The sequence below is a fragment of the Allomesorhizobium camelthorni genome, assembly GCF_011045125.1.
Taxonomy (GTDB): domain Bacteria; phylum Pseudomonadota; class Alphaproteobacteria; order Rhizobiales; family Rhizobiaceae; genus Allomesorhizobium; species Allomesorhizobium camelthorni.
The window spans coordinates 1-15,221 of record NZ_JAAKZF010000104.1 but is presented as its reverse complement, the minus strand read 5'-3'; the positions used below and the strand labels follow the sequence as shown (position 1 = coordinate 15,221).

Sequence of the window (15,221 nt, the reverse complement as noted above, 5' to 3'; positions counted from 1 at the left end):
TGCCTCAGAGGCCGTCGCGGACGCGGTGATCGCCTCGTTGCCGGCCGCTGCCCCTGTCGTGGGCCAGGATCCCCACTATGTGACGGCGATCAATTCAGCCATCTGGTCTGAAATCAATCCAACTGGCTATGCTGGCGTCACAATTTCAGCCCTCTCCGCGCTCGACACGGCGTGCTGGGATCTGGTCGGCAAAAGCGCGGACCGGCCGCTGCATCATCTTTTCGGCGCCTGCAGGGATCGAGTTCGGACTTACGCCAGCGGCGGGCTCTGGCTGTCCCAGAGTATCGATGAATTGGTCGAGGAAGCGGCTCGCTTCCCGACCAAGGCTTTTTGGCGATGAAAGTTCGTGTCGGCAATGCCGATCCGCGAAAGGATTACGAGCGTGTCAAGGCGGTTCGGGAGGCGGTCGGACCCTCCATCGAAATCCTGACGGACGCCAACCAAGCGCTCACGCCAAAGCAGGCCATCCGTCTTGGCAGGATGCTTGAGGAGCTCTACATCGGCTGGCTCGAGGAGCCGGTTTCGGTCCACGACCTCGTCGGCCAGGCCGAGGTCCGGAATGCGCTCGATATGGCGATTGCTTCAGGTGAGACTGAGTGGACACGCTTCGGCATCCGCAACACGATCGACGATCGCGCCGCCGATGTGTTGATGCCAGACTTTCAAAGGATTAAAGGGCTTACGAAATGTGCCGCGTGGCGGCCTTGGCGGAAGCGTACTGCCTGCCAATATCCACCCACATCTTCACCGAGCACAGCCTGTGCATTGCCGGATCATCGGCCAACTGCATATCAGTGGAGCATATGCCGTGGTATGACCCGCTGTTTCAGGAACAGATGGAGATCGTCAATGGCGACATCCTCATACCAACCCGCCCCGGGTCGGGTTTCTCCTTTGATGAGGCTGCTGTGGAGCGATACGCCATCGACTGACCATTGCCCTGTATCGGAAAAGTCGATGTCACGGTCTAATTATATTCGCTAGGTCAATCTTCGGTCTTCCTATAAGTTCGGATGTGGAGAACCGCCTACGTACGCTCTGACCACTTGGGACATCGCCTGGAATGGAACACCAACAGGAGAAAACAATGCCCTCACACACGCTAAAACTCACTGCCGCCGCCTTCATTGCTACCATCGCCGCGACCGCGGCCGAGGCGAAATGCGGCGACGTCACCATTACCGAGATGAACTGGGCTTCGGGCTCGATCGTCACGGCCGTCTCCAAGTTCCTGATGGAGCAGGCCTGGATGGCGAAACCAACCCGCCCCGGTCGGGTCTCTCCTTTGATGAGGCTGCTGTGAAGCGATATGCCATCGGCTGATCAACAGGCCGGTTTATCGAGAAAGTCGATGTCAGCGTCGAATTATATTCGTTAGTTAAATGCACGATGTTCCTATAATCCCGGCGTGAGGAACCACCTTGGTAGGCTCTTGCCACCTGGGACATCGCCTGGAATGCAACAGGAGAAAACAATGCTCACACACGCTTAAGCTCACAGCCGCTGCGGTCCCATGGCGCCGCTGACAAATCCGTCGCGGTGCACACGGGCTGAGTCCGGTGGCACGCTCAAGATCACTAACGTTCTGAAGGCGATGCTCCCCACCGGTTTTGACTAGAGCGCTGCTCAGATTTTGGGGCGGCCAATTTGGTTGCGTGTTCTATGGTTCGTCGCTACTACGATCTGCCGTCCCTAACCGCCCTTGCAGTGTTCGAGGCATCTGCAAGGCATCTGTCGTTTAAGCTCGCGGCTACCGAACTCAATGTGACGCCAGGGGCCGTCAGCCGACAGATTAAAGCCGTTGAGGAAGAGATTGGGGTGCCTCTCTTCGTACGGCTTCGAACCGGGGTCATGCTCACCAATGCCGGTGAGGATCTTTATGCAGTCCTGGCAAGCGGTTTTTCAAGGGCCTCTGAGGTTTTCAAAAGCGTCAAGCGGGGTGATTGCTCCAAGAACGTTACACTTGCCTGCTCAGACAGCATTGCATCGATGTGGCTGATGCCTCGTATGCCGGGTTTCTGGAACCGCCATCCAGAAATCGCGGTTGATCATCTCATTTCAGACAATGCGAAAGACTATCGGCGCGCGGAAGTCGAGTTGCGAATCCGCTACGGATCCGGTTCATGGCCGGACGAAAGAGCCGAGCCGCTGTTTGACGATACAATCTATCCCGTGTGTGGGCCCGGCTTCGCCCAGGAGCACATGGATGCCACAGCGGAGTCGCTGCCCGAACTTCGCCTCCTACACTTCAATTGGGTTGATCCGGATTGGATTGGATGGGACGAAGTATTCCGGCGCGCGGCGATACCCCACAGCACTCCGCGGGGCTGCAGATTCGGCAAATTATCCGTGACAATGCAGGCCGCTCAGGCCGACCAAGGGGTTGCCGTAGGTTGGCACAGGCTGGTGCATCCGTTGATAAAGGAGGGAAAGTTAGTCAGGATAACTGACCTTGAGCTGCCTTCTCCCGGGGGGTATTATGTCACCTGGAACGACAACCGAACGCTATCTCCAGCAGCCGAACTCTTTCGAAAATGGTTGAGAGAGATGGCCGCCCAAGAGCAGGAATGCTGATCGCTGGAGCACTTAGGCTGGGCTGCATTCTGCTTCTTTGCGGCCAGGGATATACCGCCGATCCGAACCTCTGCAGCCCGACCGCGTCCCAAGTGATGGCCGAGTAAGCCAGGAGTGGCGGGCAATAGCCTGTCCCGCTTCCGTAGAACTGCAATAAGGACGCCCAATGGGAATGAGATTTCAGCCGAAGGCCAGCCACTTTATTGATGGACAATATGTCGAGAGCGCAGGCGGCGAAGCGATCCGGGTTCTATATCCAGCCACTGGTGAGACAATCGCTCGACTTCACGCCGCCACGCCAGATGTCGTGGAAAAGGCGCTCCAGTCGGCAATGGCCGCGCAAAAGGAATGGGGCGCTATGACCGGAACCGAGCGCGGACGCGTTCTGCGTCGAGCAGCCGATATCTTGCGTGCCCGCAACTACGACCTTTCTGAACTGGAGACGCACGACACCGGCAAACCTATCCAGGAAACGCTCGTGGCGGATGTTTCTTCCGGAGCCGATGCATTGGAGTATTTTGGCGGACTGGCTGCGAGCCTGACCGGCGAATATATCCCCCTGGCCAACGGGGATTTTGCCTACACAATACCCGAGCCACTTGGCGTGTGTGTTGGTATAGGCGCTTGGAACTATCCGATCCAGATTGCCTGTTCCAAGGCTGCACCGGCGTTGGCTTGCGGCAATGCAATGATTTTCAAGCCGTCGGAAACGACGCCGCTATCTGCGCTCAAGCTTGCTGAAGCACTTGTGGAAGCCGGTGCTCCGAAGGGCGTGTTCAACGTTGTGCAGGGATATGGCGATGTTGGAGCCGCCCTCGTGGCCGATCGGCGCGTCGCCAAAGTGTCCCTTACCGGGTCTGTTCCGACGGGGCGCAAGGTATACGCGGCTGCAGCCGAGGGGATGAAACACGTTACGATGGAACTTGGCGGAAAATCGCCACTGATTGTTTTCGACGACGCAGATCTTGAGAATTCCGTCAGCGGTGCGATCATAGGAAACTTTTTTTCGTCAGGCCAAGTCTGCTCTAACGGCACACGCGTCTTCGTACAAAAACGAATAAAGACTGCCTTCCTTGAGAGGCTATCCTCAAGACTGGATTCAGCCAAAATTGGCGACCCTATGGACCCGGAGGTCAATTTTGGACCTTTGGTAAGTGAACGTCAGGTCGAAATAGTGAAGGCTTATATTGCCAAAGGCCTCGCGGAGGGCGCGCGTCTCGTTTACGGGGGATTTCAACTGGACAGGCCGGGCTTTTATTTGCAGCCCACTGTCTTTGCTGATGTAACAGACAAAATGACGATTGCGCGAGAGGAAATCTTCGGTCCTGTCATGTCCGTGCTGGAATTCGAAACTGAAGAGGAGGTAATTGCACGAGCCAATGCCACAGAGTTCGGCCTGGCGGCAGGCGTATTCACTCGCGATCTTACGCGAGCCCATCGGGTGGCCAAGGGGTTCGAAGCAGGAACCTGCTACATCAACACCTATAATCTCGCGCCCGTCGAAGCGCCCTTCGGTGGTTCAAAGTTATCCGGCGTCGGCCGGGAAAATTCCAAGCTTGCGTTACACCACTATACAGAGATGAAAACTATCTATGTCTCTATGAATGAACTGCGAGCCCCTTACTAGAAGTGGGGGATGTCCCGGTCATTGTTGAAAATCTGAAGGAGCGGCGTTGCCCGCCTCGAGCCTGTAGGCTCGGGGTGTCGAATCCACTGAGGAGAGCAACGCCATGAAGAGAAATAACACATTGCCGACGGCTCCGGCGACCGGAGCTTTGGAAGAAGCGTTCGCCGACGTTCAGGAGAGCTTCGAGAGGCTCTGCCTTGCGGCGGGAATGGAGGCGCTGGGCGCGATGATGGAGGCGGATGTCGAAGCGGCCTGCGGTCCGCGCCATGGCCGGGTTGAAGAGCGCGCGGCGCATCGCTGGGGCTCGACGCGCGGCCGGATCGGGTTTCACGGCGGCAAGGTCGCAGTCGAACGTCCCCGGGTCCGGACCGTCGATGGGCGGGAGATTGCGATCGCGAGCTGGGATCGCGCGGTGTCGGAGGACTGGCTCGGCCGCTGGGCGATGAACCTGATGCTGATCAACGTCTCGACGCGGCGGTTCGGACGGGCGGTGCGGCTTCCGGAAGGCGACGTGCCGGCGGGTCATGGCAGCGGCGTGTCGAAATCGGCGGCGTCGCGACGCTTCGTGGCCTTGTCGACGGAGAAGCTCGACGCCTTCATGAGCGCCGATCTGTCTGATCTCGACCTCCTGGTCATCCAGATCGACGGGCTGCATGTGAGCGAGGATCTCGTGCTCGTCGCCGCGATCGGCATTGACGGCGAAGGCGGCAAACATCCTCTCGCCGTGGTCGAGGGCGCGACCGAGAACGCCGCCACCGTTCAGGCGCTTTTGGACAATCTGGTGGAGCGCGGGCTCGATCCGGCGGTGGCGGGGTTGTTCATCGTCGACGGCGCCAAGGCGCTGTCCAAGGCGATACGCGCGACTTTCGGCAAGACCGTCGCGATCCAGCGCTGCCAGATTCACAAGGCGCGCAACATCATGGACCGCCTGCCGAAGGAGCTTCACGCCGCAACGCGCCGGGTGCTGCGCCAAGCCTGGGAGCTCGATGATGCGGCCAAGGCCGAGAAGCTGATCCGAAACCTCGCACGCCGGCTCGATCAGGAGCGGCCGGGTGTTGCAGCCAGCATCCTGGAGGGGCTGGACGAGATCCTCACCGTCGTTCGTCTGAAACTGCCCATGGAGCTTCGCCGCTCGCTCGCCTGCACCAACATCGCCGAGAACATGATGGGCACGATCCGGCGCGTCACGCGCAACGTGAAGCGGTGGCGCAATGGCAAGATGGCCCTCAGATGGGTCGCAGCCGGCATGATCGAAGCAGCCAAGGGCTTCCGCAAACTCAAGGCTCACAAGCAGTTGCCGATCCTGCGGGCTGCACTGATCGCCCATCAGGATCGCCCAGCCGCAAAGATCGTTGCCCCGGCATCGAGGGCTGCGTAACATGATATCGCGCAACGTCGCTCAGCCGAAGTTCAACAAGCTTCGGGACATCCCCTAGAAGTGCTGGCGCTTAAACCTGGTTGGTGCGAATGTGTGAGTCGGCTGCGGCGTGGGGGCCTCGCGCGCCAACTCTAAGGGGAGTCCGTCGGTCCGCTGTGTTGAGTGGACCGCGATGCGCGCCAAGATATCGGCGAGCCAGGCCTGAGGGTCGACGTCATTTGATTTGGAAGAACAACCTGCAGAGAACGGCAGCGCGCCGTAAACCTTCGTGGTCAGGACAAACAATTGTTGAAAGCCCATACAAAAGAATGCGGCCGGGTGACGATCGATTGCTCTTCAGGACTTGTGGCGCATTACGCCACACGGCGTGTCTTCATCACCTACAGCCAAGCCTCGACACCAGCGCTGAGCAGATCATCAAGCTGCGAGCCAACAGCAAGATCAACACCGAAGGAAAACGAGCAGCCGCAAGGCATCCTCCCGGAACATCGAGCTCGATGGTCGGTGACCTCACGAGCTGCCGTCTTCGACCCATGTTGGCGCCAGTCATTCCAGCCCATGACCACATCCGTCAGGTATTGAGCCGAATCTCGCGGTATCAGCCAGATCAGCGCGAGCGCTCCGGTGGAGGCAAGGGTGACATCTCCCTACGGCCGCGCTTAATGGTCGTGAGGACATCGCATGTCGTGGAAAAAATGCTTGCCATCACAGTGTGGATGTCTTTGCCAGGGGCGGTAAGAACGACGTCCGCCCCATGCGCCACAAACAGGGAAACGCCAAGCTCGTCCTCAATGACCTTGACCTGCCGACGAACCTCTCCCGCGTTCAGGTTTAGCTCGGAAGCCGCAAGCTTGAACGAGAGATGGCGCGCAAATGCCTCGAATACCTCGAGGGCACTCAGGCACGGCAGACTATGATAGGGATGATCCATTGAACACTCCAGTCAGATCGGCGGTCGCCAACCGACGACGGGTATCCACGTCGTTTTCTGGCTCATAAAGACTGCCGCCACCTTACCGACTCCACAACGTCATTGCGCTATCCTGTGTCCAAGCCAGTTGTGTGCTTACTGCCCGCGCGGCGTATTCCTAAGCATTTCTTCATTATGTTCATCATGCATGCCAGAGTACTATTTGATGGTAGCCCAATTACCCTCAAGGCGGATCTCGAAACTCCCCGGCAGCATCATAGAGGCCGGACCGGCGCACCTCAGCTATCGCTCGATGCGTTGGCAGATCGAAACGAAATAAAGTCATGCGCTAGATGACTTTTTTGCGCGCTCTTGAGTCAGTCGGTCATGTTAGCGTGAATTATCGGCTGCGCGCGGGAGAGATTTGTCGATAATGACCGGTGCGGATCGAAGCTGATTGATGCTTGCGCGCCACATGCTTTCGCTACGTCAAAAATACGAAGACGTCACCAAGAGAATGATGCTCACAGAGGAGAACTACAATGGTCAAAGGGTATGATTTTTCGCCGCTGTCTGCCGTTAACCGCAGGCGCTTCCTACAGTCCGCCGCAGCAATCGGCGCGATCGGCATCGGTTCGGCAAGTGGAATCCTGCCGTCTTTGGCTGAAGTTACTACCCCAAAGAAAGGCGGGCACTTCAAAATCGGCGTCGGTTCTGGGTCGACATCCGACACACTCGATCCTGCCACGTATTACGAGACGTTCATGTATATCTTCGGTCATAGTCTCCATGGCTATCTCACCGAGATGAGCCCCGATGGCAATCTGGTCGGCGAACTTGCCGAATCCTGGGAACCCTCAAAAGATGCCAGAACCTGGACTTTCAAGCTTCGCAACGGAGTAGAGTTCCATAACGGCAAAAGCTTGGATGCCGACGACGTAGTCGCCTCAATCAACCACCATCGCGGCGACCAGACCAAGTCAGGCATGAAGAATCCCCTTAAGACCGTGCAGGACATTCGTTCGGATGGCCCGGCGACAGTTGTGATCTCGCTGACGGCAGGTAACGTGGATTTTCCATACCTTATGGAGCATTATCAGCTCGCCATTATGCCGGCTAAGGACGGGAAACCCGACATCTCCGGCGTCGGTTGCGGCGGGTACGTTCTCGATGGAATCGACTTCGGCGTAAAGGCTACTGCCAAGCGATTTGCCAACTATTGGAAGCCGGATTCGGCTTGGCTCGACTCCTTCGAGGTCTTGGCGATTCGTGATGTCACTGCGCGAACCAATGCTTTGACGACGGGCCAGATCCACGCGATGGACAGATGCGACCTGAAGACCCTAAATCTTCTGAAGCGAAATAAGGGCCTGGAGATCACCTCTGTCGGTGGCACCCAGCATTATTCCCTCGGAATGTTCGTAGATGCTGCTCCGTTTGACAACGTTGATGTGCGTCTTGCCTTAAAGTATGCAATGAACCGGCAACAATTACTCGACACTTTGCTTAATGGGTACGGACAACTCGGCAACGACCATCCAATTGCCAGTTCTAACCGTTTCTTTGCCAAGAACCTGCCGAAGCGAGAATACGATCCTGAAAAAGCAAAATTCCACCTTAAGAAGGCCGGACTCTCGGATTTGAAAGTGCAGTACTACGCGTCCGATGCTGCCTACACCGGCGCAGTTGACGCCGGAGTGCTTTATCAGCAGGACGCTGCGAAAGCTGGGATCACCATCGACGTTGTCCGCGCACCCGCGGACGGATATTATGACAACGTGTGGATGAAGAAGCCTTTTACCGCCAACTACTGGGGCGGCAGGCCAACCGCGGACTGGACGTTCTCCACTGCTTACGAGGCTGGAGCTGACTGGAATGAATCCCACTGGAAGAACCCTCGCTTCAATGAACTCCTGATAGCTGCGAGGAGTGAATTGGACGACGCGAAACGGCTCGATATGTACATTGAGATGCAGAGCCTATGCAGAGACGATGGCGGCACAATCATTCCCGTCTTCGCGAACTATGTGAACGCTCTATCGACGAAAGTCGGTCATAACAAAATCGGGTCGAATTGGGACTTGGACAGCTTCCGTTGCGCTGAGCGCTGGTGGCTCACGGATGTGTAGGGAATTGTAGTCTCCATTATGGAATCGATAGCAAAGATCATCGGTCAGCGCGTCGCCTTCGGTGCGCTGACCTTATGGATCGTTTCACTGATCATTTTCGCGGGGGTCCAACTCCTCCCTGGCGATATCGCCACGGAACTCCTCGGGCAGTCTGCAACACCCGAGACTGTCGCAGCTCTCCGTAAAAGCCTTGGGCTCGATATACCGGCCTATCTGCGCTATTTTGACTGGCTCAGGTCGATACTGCAGGGAAACTTTGGGACGGCGCTCGCCAATGGCAGGGACATAGCGGAGCTCATAGAGCCGAGGCTTTTTAATACTCTGCTCCTCGCCGCGAGTGCTGCAGTAATTTCGGTTCCTTTGGCTCTGATTGGGGGGATCGTGTCAGCGCTCTATAGGAACACGTTCATCGATCGTGCCATAAATGTGGTCACGCTTGCCTCCATTTCATTCCCTGAGTTTTTCGTCGCTTACATCCTCATCCTGTTTCTCGCTGTTAATGCTGGCATCCTTCCTAGCCTCTCCGACGTTGATCAAAGCACAAGCGCCCTTGGACGTCTTACTGCAATGGCCCTGCCAGCGCTTACCTTGGCGGTCGTAGTCCTGGCCCATATGTTGAGAATGACAAGAACCTCAATTGTCAATCTTCTGGGCAATCAGTACATCGAGACAGCGCGACTGAAAGGTCTACCGGAGTGGCGCGTCCTTGTCAGACATGCGCTGCCCAATGCACTGGGGCCGATCGCCACTGTCATCGTCCTCAATCTCGCCTATCTCATTACCGGCGTGGTGGTGGTTGAGGTCGTGTTTGTTTATCCGGGGCTTGGCCAGCTCATTGTCGATTCGGTGCAGAAAAGAGACATCCCGGTTGTCCAGGCGTGTAGTCTTATATTCGCGGCAACGTACGTTCTGCTCAATCTAACGGCCGACGTCCTATCTATAGTCATGAACCCTCGCCTGATGCGTCCGAAATGAGGCGCAATCCGTTTGCTGGACGGCCTTGGAGCTATAGATCATGACTTTTTTGCATTCCCCAAGGGTCATCCGGACCGGAGTCAGTAAATTTAAATCGGCACCGTTGAGCGCGAAATTCGGAATATCGATCATCATACTCTATATGCTGACAGCCCTTTTCGCTCCTCATCTCGCGCCCTACGGCGAAGCCGAAATTGTTGCAACGCCGTTCGAACCCTGGAGCGCTCAGTTTTGGCTAGGCACTGACAACTTAGGCCGTGACATGTTCACGAGACTTGTGTTCGGCGCCAGAAATACCCTCGGCATTGCGCTGGTGACGACCGTCCTCGCCTTTTCCCTAGGCTGCTCAGCAGGGTTGGCAGCTGCCACCTTCGGAGGTTGGACAGATCAGCTGCTATCGCGCCTCGTCGACGTTTTGATGTCCATACCGCAATTGATCTTCGCACTGCTCCTTCTGTCGATTTTCGGTACCTCAATTCCAACCCTCATAGTTGTTATTGCTGTTCTGGATTCCACCCGCGTTTTTCGGCTTACGCGAGCTGTCGCGATTAACGTCGCCGTCTTGGACTATGTCGAAGCGGCGAGGCTCCGCGGTGAAGGCCCCATTTGGATCATGACACGAGAGATCCTGCCAAACATTGCCCCGACGCTCATAGCCGAATTCGGCCTCCGGTTTTGTTTCGTATTCCTGCTAATCAGCGGGCTCTCTTTTCTTGGGTTGGGTATCCAGCCTCCGACTGCGGACTGGGGTTCCATGGTTCGCGATAGCGCGACATTGATTACGTATGGCGATGTCACGCCACTGCTTCCAGCCGGAGCGATCGCCCTGCTTGCCGTAGCCATAAATTTAGTTGTGGACTGGTTTCTTCATTGGGCAAGTGGGCTCAAAGAGGATTAGCCGGGGACTAACGGCTCACTAGGCAGCTTTCACGGCAAGGTCATGTCGAGGCAAATAGTGACTGTGACGGCTAGTTCCTAGGCGAGGACTCGGTTCCGGCCCGTTCAAGTCATTGCGGCCGACTTAGGATGTTCTCGATCAATCGAGGGGACGTAGATTATGAGGACCTGCAGTTGTTAAAGAAACTCGTACACATGAACGGGGACGCCTTGGTGAGCGTTACAGGTGCGAAAGATAGCTGGCCGGAGAACCGAGACACGTTGCTCAACATACGCAACCTCCGGATTGAAGCGACGGTCTACCCACCCGGCGAGAGTCCAAAGAGCGTAATCCTCGTCGACGACGTTTCGCTGACGCTGAAACGGGGAAGGGTTTTGGGGCTGATCGGCGAGTCGGGCGCCGGCAAATCCACGATAGGCCTGGCCAGCATGGGTTATGGTCGCGGCGGGGTGAAGATAACTGGCGGTGAGGTGATCCTTAACGACCGTGACATTCTGAAGATCGGCGCCAGCGGCATGCGCAAACTCCGGGGCCGCGAGGTGTGCTACGTCGCGCAGTCGGCCGCCGCGGCATTTAATCCCGCGCATCGGCTGATGGAGCAGGTTGTGGAGGCAGCACTTCTGCATGGCATGGCAACGCGGGCCGAAGCCGAGAAGCGGGCGGTTGCGCTGTTTAAGAAGCTTGGCCTTCCTGACTCCGAAACCATCGGCAGGCGTTTCCCCCATCAGGTTTCGGGCGGGCAATTGCAGCGCGTCATGACCGCCATGGCGCTCTGCTCGGAGCCTGATCTGATTGTCTTCGACGAACCGACCACGGCGCTCGACGTCACCACTCAAATCGAGGTGCTGGCGGCGATCCGGGACGCCATCCGTGACACCGGCGTCGCGGCAATCTACATCACCCACGACCTGGCGGTGGTGGCGCAGGTCGCGGACGAGATCCTGGTGCTGCGGCACGGCAAACTCGTAGAGCGGGGAATGACGCAGCAGATCATCAACCACCCGCACGAGCAATACACGCGAGCCCTCGTTTCAGTACATCACATCGACCACAAGCAGAACGACGGCGGCAATGCGCCTGTGCTGTCAGCCAAAGGTCTGACAGCAGGTTACGGCGACGGCGCAATCAAGGTCCTACGCGACGTTTCACTGGACCTTCATACTGGACAGACACTCGCCGTGGTTGGTGAATCGGGGTCCGGTAAATCGACGCTGGCGCGGGTGATTACCGGGTTGCTACCACCTTTGGCAGGCAGCATCCAGTTCGACGGGCGCCAACTGCCCCCTCTGCTGGGGGACCGCTCGAAGGAGGATCTTCGCCAACTTCAAATGATTTATCAAATGGCGGATGTTGCGATGAACCCGCGCCAAACTGTTGCGACGATCATTGGTCGGCCGCTCGAATTCTATTTCGAAATTCGCGGTGCAGAGCGCGACAGGCGTGTGGCCGAGCTTCTTGACAAGATCGAAATGGGCAAAGACCTTGCGAACCGGTATCCGGCAGAGCTGTCGGGCGGACAAAAGCAGCGCGTTTGCATCGCCCGGGCCCTTGCGGCAAAGCCGAATTTGATCATTTGCGACGAGGTGACTTCGGCCCTTGACCCATTGGTGGCCAATGGGATCTTGAAGCTGTTGCTGCAGCTGCAGAGGGACGAGGGAGTAGCCTATCTCTTCATTACCCACGATCTCGCTACGGTCAGATCGATCGCCGATTCAATCTCGGTGATGTATCGCGGGCAAGTGGTCCGCTACGGACCAAAAGGTCAGGTTCTTAGCCCACCTTTTGATCCATATACTGAGCTTCTACTGTCTTCTGTTCCAGAGATGGAAATCGGCTGGTTGGACAGGGCGATCACTTCCAGGCGAATGGAAAGCGCCGGGAATTAGCGGGTTTCGTCGTCCCCACCAGGCCAGACCGCACGTAAGGATGTTGCGTTGTCATATCCAGTTCCGGGATAGAAGTGAACGTGCGTAGCGCAGCGGCTCCCTCAAGCCAAGCAGCGCTACGCGCGCGGATTCCTTTTGATTGCGATCGCTCTGCCGGCGCGAACTGGGACCCCGAGCATAGCGTGGCTAGCGTGCATCCGTTCCAGATTAGCAAGGATATCGGGGGGAAATGGGACCACCTTCGGACCTGACATGTCCACATGAAGACACAGCTGTTCAGAGGTTGCCGCCAGCCATCCGTCGATGTGGCGAAGTTCCTGATAGACGTGCAAGCGCTTCTGATCGTAGTCTAGCAGCTGCAATGTGACGGTGACGCTGTGTCCGAAGTGGAGTTCGCGGATATAGCAGACATGCGCTTCGGCAGCATAGGTCGTCAAGCCGCGCGCGCGGGCGTAACCGCCCCCAAGGCCTAGCTGCACGAACGCATCCTCTCCCGCTCGGTCGAAGATCACGTTGTAATAGGCCATGTTGAGATGACCGTTGTAGTCTATCCAGTCTTTCTCGATTTCTATCACAAGCGAAACAAACATCGCGTGAGTAAGCTCCTATCATAGGGTGCGGGCTGCATTATAACTTCCAGTAATTTTTCCGCTTGTTACCTTTAATCGGAGGATTGCAACAATAGAGACGTGGGGGGTGGTGAACGCAGTTCGCCTGCAGTTCGAGATCGGTATCACAGGTTGAGCCTCGCTAGCTCCGCATCTGCATGGCTCCCCCTGTTTGCGCTCTATCAGGGCTACTCCGCAGCTATTACTCCCCGATTCACCGCGGGGACGCATCGGGACAGGGCCCAGCTGTGATGAACAGAACATCGTGAACGCAATGCAGGAAACAAAGCCCTCCGCCGGCATAAATCCAATTCATGTCGAGATACCGAGGTCAGCGTATTAATGGCAACGCACCGACCTCCTGACCTATCTGCACAAAATAGCGTTTGCTATCGGAGTTATGCTTCCGCAAACCACCAGCGCTCGGCGTAGCGGAATCCGTCCAAATCCCAGCTCGATCCGATTTGGTTATGGCCGATTTTCCTCGACAGCGCGTTGACGTAGTTTGCGAAGAGGGGAATGACAGAGCCACCATCGTCCCTGCAGATAGCCTGCATTTCCGAATACATCTGCTCCCGCTTTGCCTCGTCCAGTTCAGGCCGGGCGGCTACCAAGAGTTCGTTGAAGCGAGGGTTCTTCCAATGGGTCTCATTCCAACTCGCATCAGCAGCATAGACTTGAGAGAACATCCAATCCGCAGTTGGACGACCTCCCCAGTAACTCAAGCACCACGGCTTCTTCATCCAGACATTGTCCCAGTAACCATCGGCCGGCTCGCGAACAACATCAACGGTAATACCGGCTTTAGCTGCATTCTGCTGATAGATAGCTGCGGCATCTACTGCGCCTGAAAATGCGGCGTCAGATGCTGATAAACTCACTTTCAGATCTGATAGTCCAGCCTTCTTGAGGTGGAACCTTGCCTTCTCCGGATCGAACTCGCGCTGCGGCAGATCTTTGGCGAAGTCCCGGGTCCCGGGGGCAATCGGGTTGTCGTTGCCGAGCTGGCCATAGCCGTATAGCACGGTATCAAGCAGCTGCTGCCGGTCGATCGCATATTTGAGCGCCAAGCGTATATCCACGTTGTCGAACGGTGCAACATCAACAAGCATCGGCAAGGTATAGTGTTGAGTACCGCCAACGGATACGATCTCTAGGCTCTTGTTCCGCTCTAGGAGATGAACGGTCTTTAGGTCGCACCGGTCCATCGCGTGGATCTGGGCAGTCGTCAACGCGTTGGTACGAGCAGCGACATCTAGTATCGCCAGGATCTCGACAGAGTCGAACCAGGCGGCATTCGGCTTCCAGTAGTTGGCGAAGCGCTTGGAGGTTGCCTTTACGCCGAAGTCGATGCCATCAAGAACATACCCGCCGCAACCGACCCCGGAAAGGTCCGGCTTTCCATCCTTCGCGGGGAGGATGGGTAAGGTGAAGTGATCCATCATATAGGGAAAGTCCGCATTCCCCTGTTTGAGCACCACAACGACTGTTTCAGGGCCGTCGGATCGGATGTCCTCGATCGAGTCAACGATCCCTTTTGCTCCTGATTTGGACTGTTCGCCGCGATGATAATTGATCGTCGCGAGCACATCGTTGGCATCGAACGATTTTCCGTTGTGGAACTCAACGCCTTTGCGGAGTTTGAAAGTCCACGTTTTTGCGTCTTTAGAAGCCTCCCAAGATTCGGCCAGTTCCCCCACCAATTTGCCGTTCGCATCTACTTCGGTGAGGAAACCATGCAAGTTATGGCCCAACGTGTGCATAAATGTAGTATTATACGTGCCAGGATCTAGCGAGTCAGTCGAAGACCCGGAACCAATGCCTATTTTGAAATGACCACCTTTCTTCGGAGCAGCATCCTGGGCGAATGCAGGACGAATGATGCCACTTGAACTGACAGCCAACGCTCCGGCGGCGGCGGACTTGAGGAAGCGTCTTCGATTTACCGCCCATTCGTCCATTTGCAGTTCTCCTCTATCGAATTTCTTTTGTGTGACGTTCAAAGCCCCGAGCAAAACGTCCGGACCGCCAGGCAGGCGGCAAACGGGCGTTCTGCAACCCTTCGATAGACTGGTTGGCCTTCATTTTGGCTTTCCGGAACTCACGCTATCATGAGCCCGATTCCCGAGCGCCCCGAAATAAAATCACCTATCGCGTGACTCAAAGTCCGCGATATGCGAGCGACTTCTTCTAGGGTCTTGCCACCCAACGGCGCATCGTAGCTGCAGCGCTCATA

At 56.6% G+C, this 15,221-nt stretch carries 11 protein-coding genes and 3 pseudogenes; 10 read left to right on the top strand and 4 right to left on the bottom strand.

Features of this window, described 5'->3' with window-relative positions; all coding sequences use genetic code 11:
* The 6 genes and pseudogenes from G6N73_RS37495 to G6N73_RS31500 all read left to right on the top strand — a co-directional run.
* Window positions 1–340 (top strand): annotated as a pseudogene (locus G6N73_RS37495) (mandelate racemase/muconate lactonizing enzyme family protein); the annotation flags it as partial.
* Window positions 337–932 (top strand): annotated as a pseudogene (locus G6N73_RS38855) (enolase C-terminal domain-like protein). The pseudogenes G6N73_RS37495 and G6N73_RS38855, both read left to right, overlap by 4 nt.
* 155 nt (window positions 933–1,087) lie before the next feature.
* Window positions 1,088–1,303 carry a hypothetical protein gene (locus G6N73_RS31515; RefSeq protein WP_246252724.1) on the top strand — a complete coding sequence of 72 codons (216 nt, stop codon included), beginning with the start codon at window positions 1,088–1,090 and terminating at the stop codon, window positions 1,301–1,303.
* Between the two features lie 359 nt (window positions 1,304–1,662).
* Window positions 1,663–2,574: a LysR substrate-binding domain-containing protein gene (locus G6N73_RS31510; RefSeq protein WP_165033869.1), complete on the top strand. Its 912-nt coding sequence runs from the start codon at window positions 1,663–1,665 to the stop codon at window positions 2,572–2,574.
* A 172-nt stretch (window positions 2,575–2,746) separates the two neighbouring features.
* Window positions 2,747–4,201, top strand: coding sequence for a betaine-aldehyde dehydrogenase (betB, locus tag G6N73_RS31505; RefSeq protein WP_165033868.1), 1,455 nt, complete (start codon window positions 2,747–2,749; stop codon window positions 4,199–4,201).
* 103 nt (window positions 4,202–4,304) lie between these two features.
* The gene (locus tag G6N73_RS31500; RefSeq protein ID WP_165033867.1) at window positions 4,305–5,579 is read left to right on the top strand and encodes an IS256 family transposase; all 1,275 of its coding nucleotides are present in this window, start codon (window positions 4,305–4,307) and stop codon (window positions 5,577–5,579) included.
* 54 nt (window positions 5,580–5,633) lie between these two features.
* Here G6N73_RS31500 and G6N73_RS37480 read toward each other — a convergent pair.
* Window positions 5,634–5,798 (bottom strand): annotated as a pseudogene (locus G6N73_RS37480) (transposase domain-containing protein); the annotation flags it as partial.
* Between the two features lie 388 nt (window positions 5,799–6,186).
* Window positions 6,187–6,510: a LysR family transcriptional regulator gene (locus G6N73_RS31495; RefSeq protein WP_165033866.1), complete on the bottom strand. Its 324-nt coding sequence runs from the start codon at window positions 6,508–6,510 to the stop codon at window positions 6,187–6,189.
* Window positions 6,511–7,031: 521 nt separating this feature from the next.
* On the opposite strand from G6N73_RS31495, the gene G6N73_RS31490 reads away from it, so the two are divergent.
* From G6N73_RS31490 to G6N73_RS31475, 4 genes are all read left to right on the top strand, one after another.
* Entirely contained in the window at window positions 7,032–8,618 is a 1,587-nt protein-coding gene (locus tag G6N73_RS31490) for an ABC transporter substrate-binding protein (RefSeq protein ID WP_165033865.1), read from the top strand.
* Between the two features lie 18 nt (window positions 8,619–8,636).
* Window positions 8,637–9,593 (top strand): ABC transporter permease, encoded by a 957-nt coding sequence (locus tag G6N73_RS31485; RefSeq protein ID WP_165033864.1) that lies wholly within the window; start codon window positions 8,637–8,639, stop codon window positions 9,591–9,593.
* A 40-nt stretch (window positions 9,594–9,633) separates the two neighbouring features.
* A complete protein-coding gene (locus G6N73_RS31480; RefSeq protein WP_165033863.1) occupies window positions 9,634–10,491 on the top strand; it encodes an ABC transporter permease in 858 nt (285 codons plus the stop codon).
* A gap of 194 nt (window positions 10,492–10,685) precedes the next feature.
* Entirely contained in the window at window positions 10,686–12,377 is a 1,692-nt protein-coding gene (locus G6N73_RS31475) for an ABC transporter ATP-binding protein (protein WP_165033862.1), read from the top strand.
* Window positions 12,378–12,493: 116 nt separating this feature from the next.
* On the opposite strand, the gene G6N73_RS31470 is transcribed toward G6N73_RS31475, so the two are convergent.
* Both G6N73_RS31470 and G6N73_RS31465 read right to left on the bottom strand, forming a co-directional pair.
* Window positions 12,494–12,967 (bottom strand): thioesterase family protein, encoded by a 474-nt coding sequence (locus tag G6N73_RS31470; RefSeq protein ID WP_165033861.1) that lies wholly within the window; start codon window positions 12,965–12,967, stop codon window positions 12,494–12,496.
* 416 nt (window positions 12,968–13,383) lie between these two features.
* Window positions 13,384–14,946 carry an ABC transporter substrate-binding protein gene (locus G6N73_RS31465; protein WP_165033860.1) on the bottom strand — a complete coding sequence of 521 codons (1,563 nt, stop codon included), beginning with the start codon at window positions 14,944–14,946 and terminating at the stop codon, window positions 13,384–13,386.
* Between the last annotated feature and the right edge of the window lie 275 nt (window positions 14,947–15,221).

Excerpts from the sequence above, each read along its gene's own strand:
- G6N73_RS31515 (WP_246252724.1), top strand. The coding sequence starts at position 1,088 with ATGCCCTCACACACGCTAAAACTCACTGCCGCCGCCTTCATTGCTACC.
- G6N73_RS31510 (WP_165033869.1), top strand. The coding sequence starts at position 1,663 with ATGGTTCGTCGCTACTACGATCTGCCGTCCCTAACCGCCCTTGCAGTG.
- betB (WP_165033868.1), top strand. The coding sequence starts at position 2,747 with ATGAGATTTCAGCCGAAGGCCAGCCACTTTATTGATGGACAATATGTC.
- G6N73_RS31500 (WP_165033867.1), top strand. The coding sequence starts at position 4,305 with ATGAAGAGAAATAACACATTGCCGACGGCTCCGGCGACCGGAGCTTTG.
- G6N73_RS31495 (WP_165033866.1), bottom strand. The coding sequence starts at position 6,510 with ATGGATCATCCCTATCATAGTCTGCCGTGCCTGAGTGCCCTCGAGGTA.
- G6N73_RS31490 (WP_165033865.1), top strand. The coding sequence starts at position 7,032 with ATGGTCAAAGGGTATGATTTTTCGCCGCTGTCTGCCGTTAACCGCAGG.
- G6N73_RS31485 (WP_165033864.1), top strand. The coding sequence starts at position 8,637 with ATGGAATCGATAGCAAAGATCATCGGTCAGCGCGTCGCCTTCGGTGCG.
- G6N73_RS31480 (WP_165033863.1), top strand. The coding sequence starts at position 9,634 with ATGACTTTTTTGCATTCCCCAAGGGTCATCCGGACCGGAGTCAGTAAA.
- G6N73_RS31475 (WP_165033862.1), top strand. The coding sequence starts at position 10,686 with ATGAACGGGGACGCCTTGGTGAGCGTTACAGGTGCGAAAGATAGCTGG.
- G6N73_RS31470 (WP_165033861.1), bottom strand. The coding sequence starts at position 12,967 with ATGTTTGTTTCGCTTGTGATAGAAATCGAGAAAGACTGGATAGACTAC.
- G6N73_RS31465 (WP_165033860.1), bottom strand. The coding sequence starts at position 14,946 with ATGGACGAATGGGCGGTAAATCGAAGACGCTTCCTCAAGTCCGCCGCC.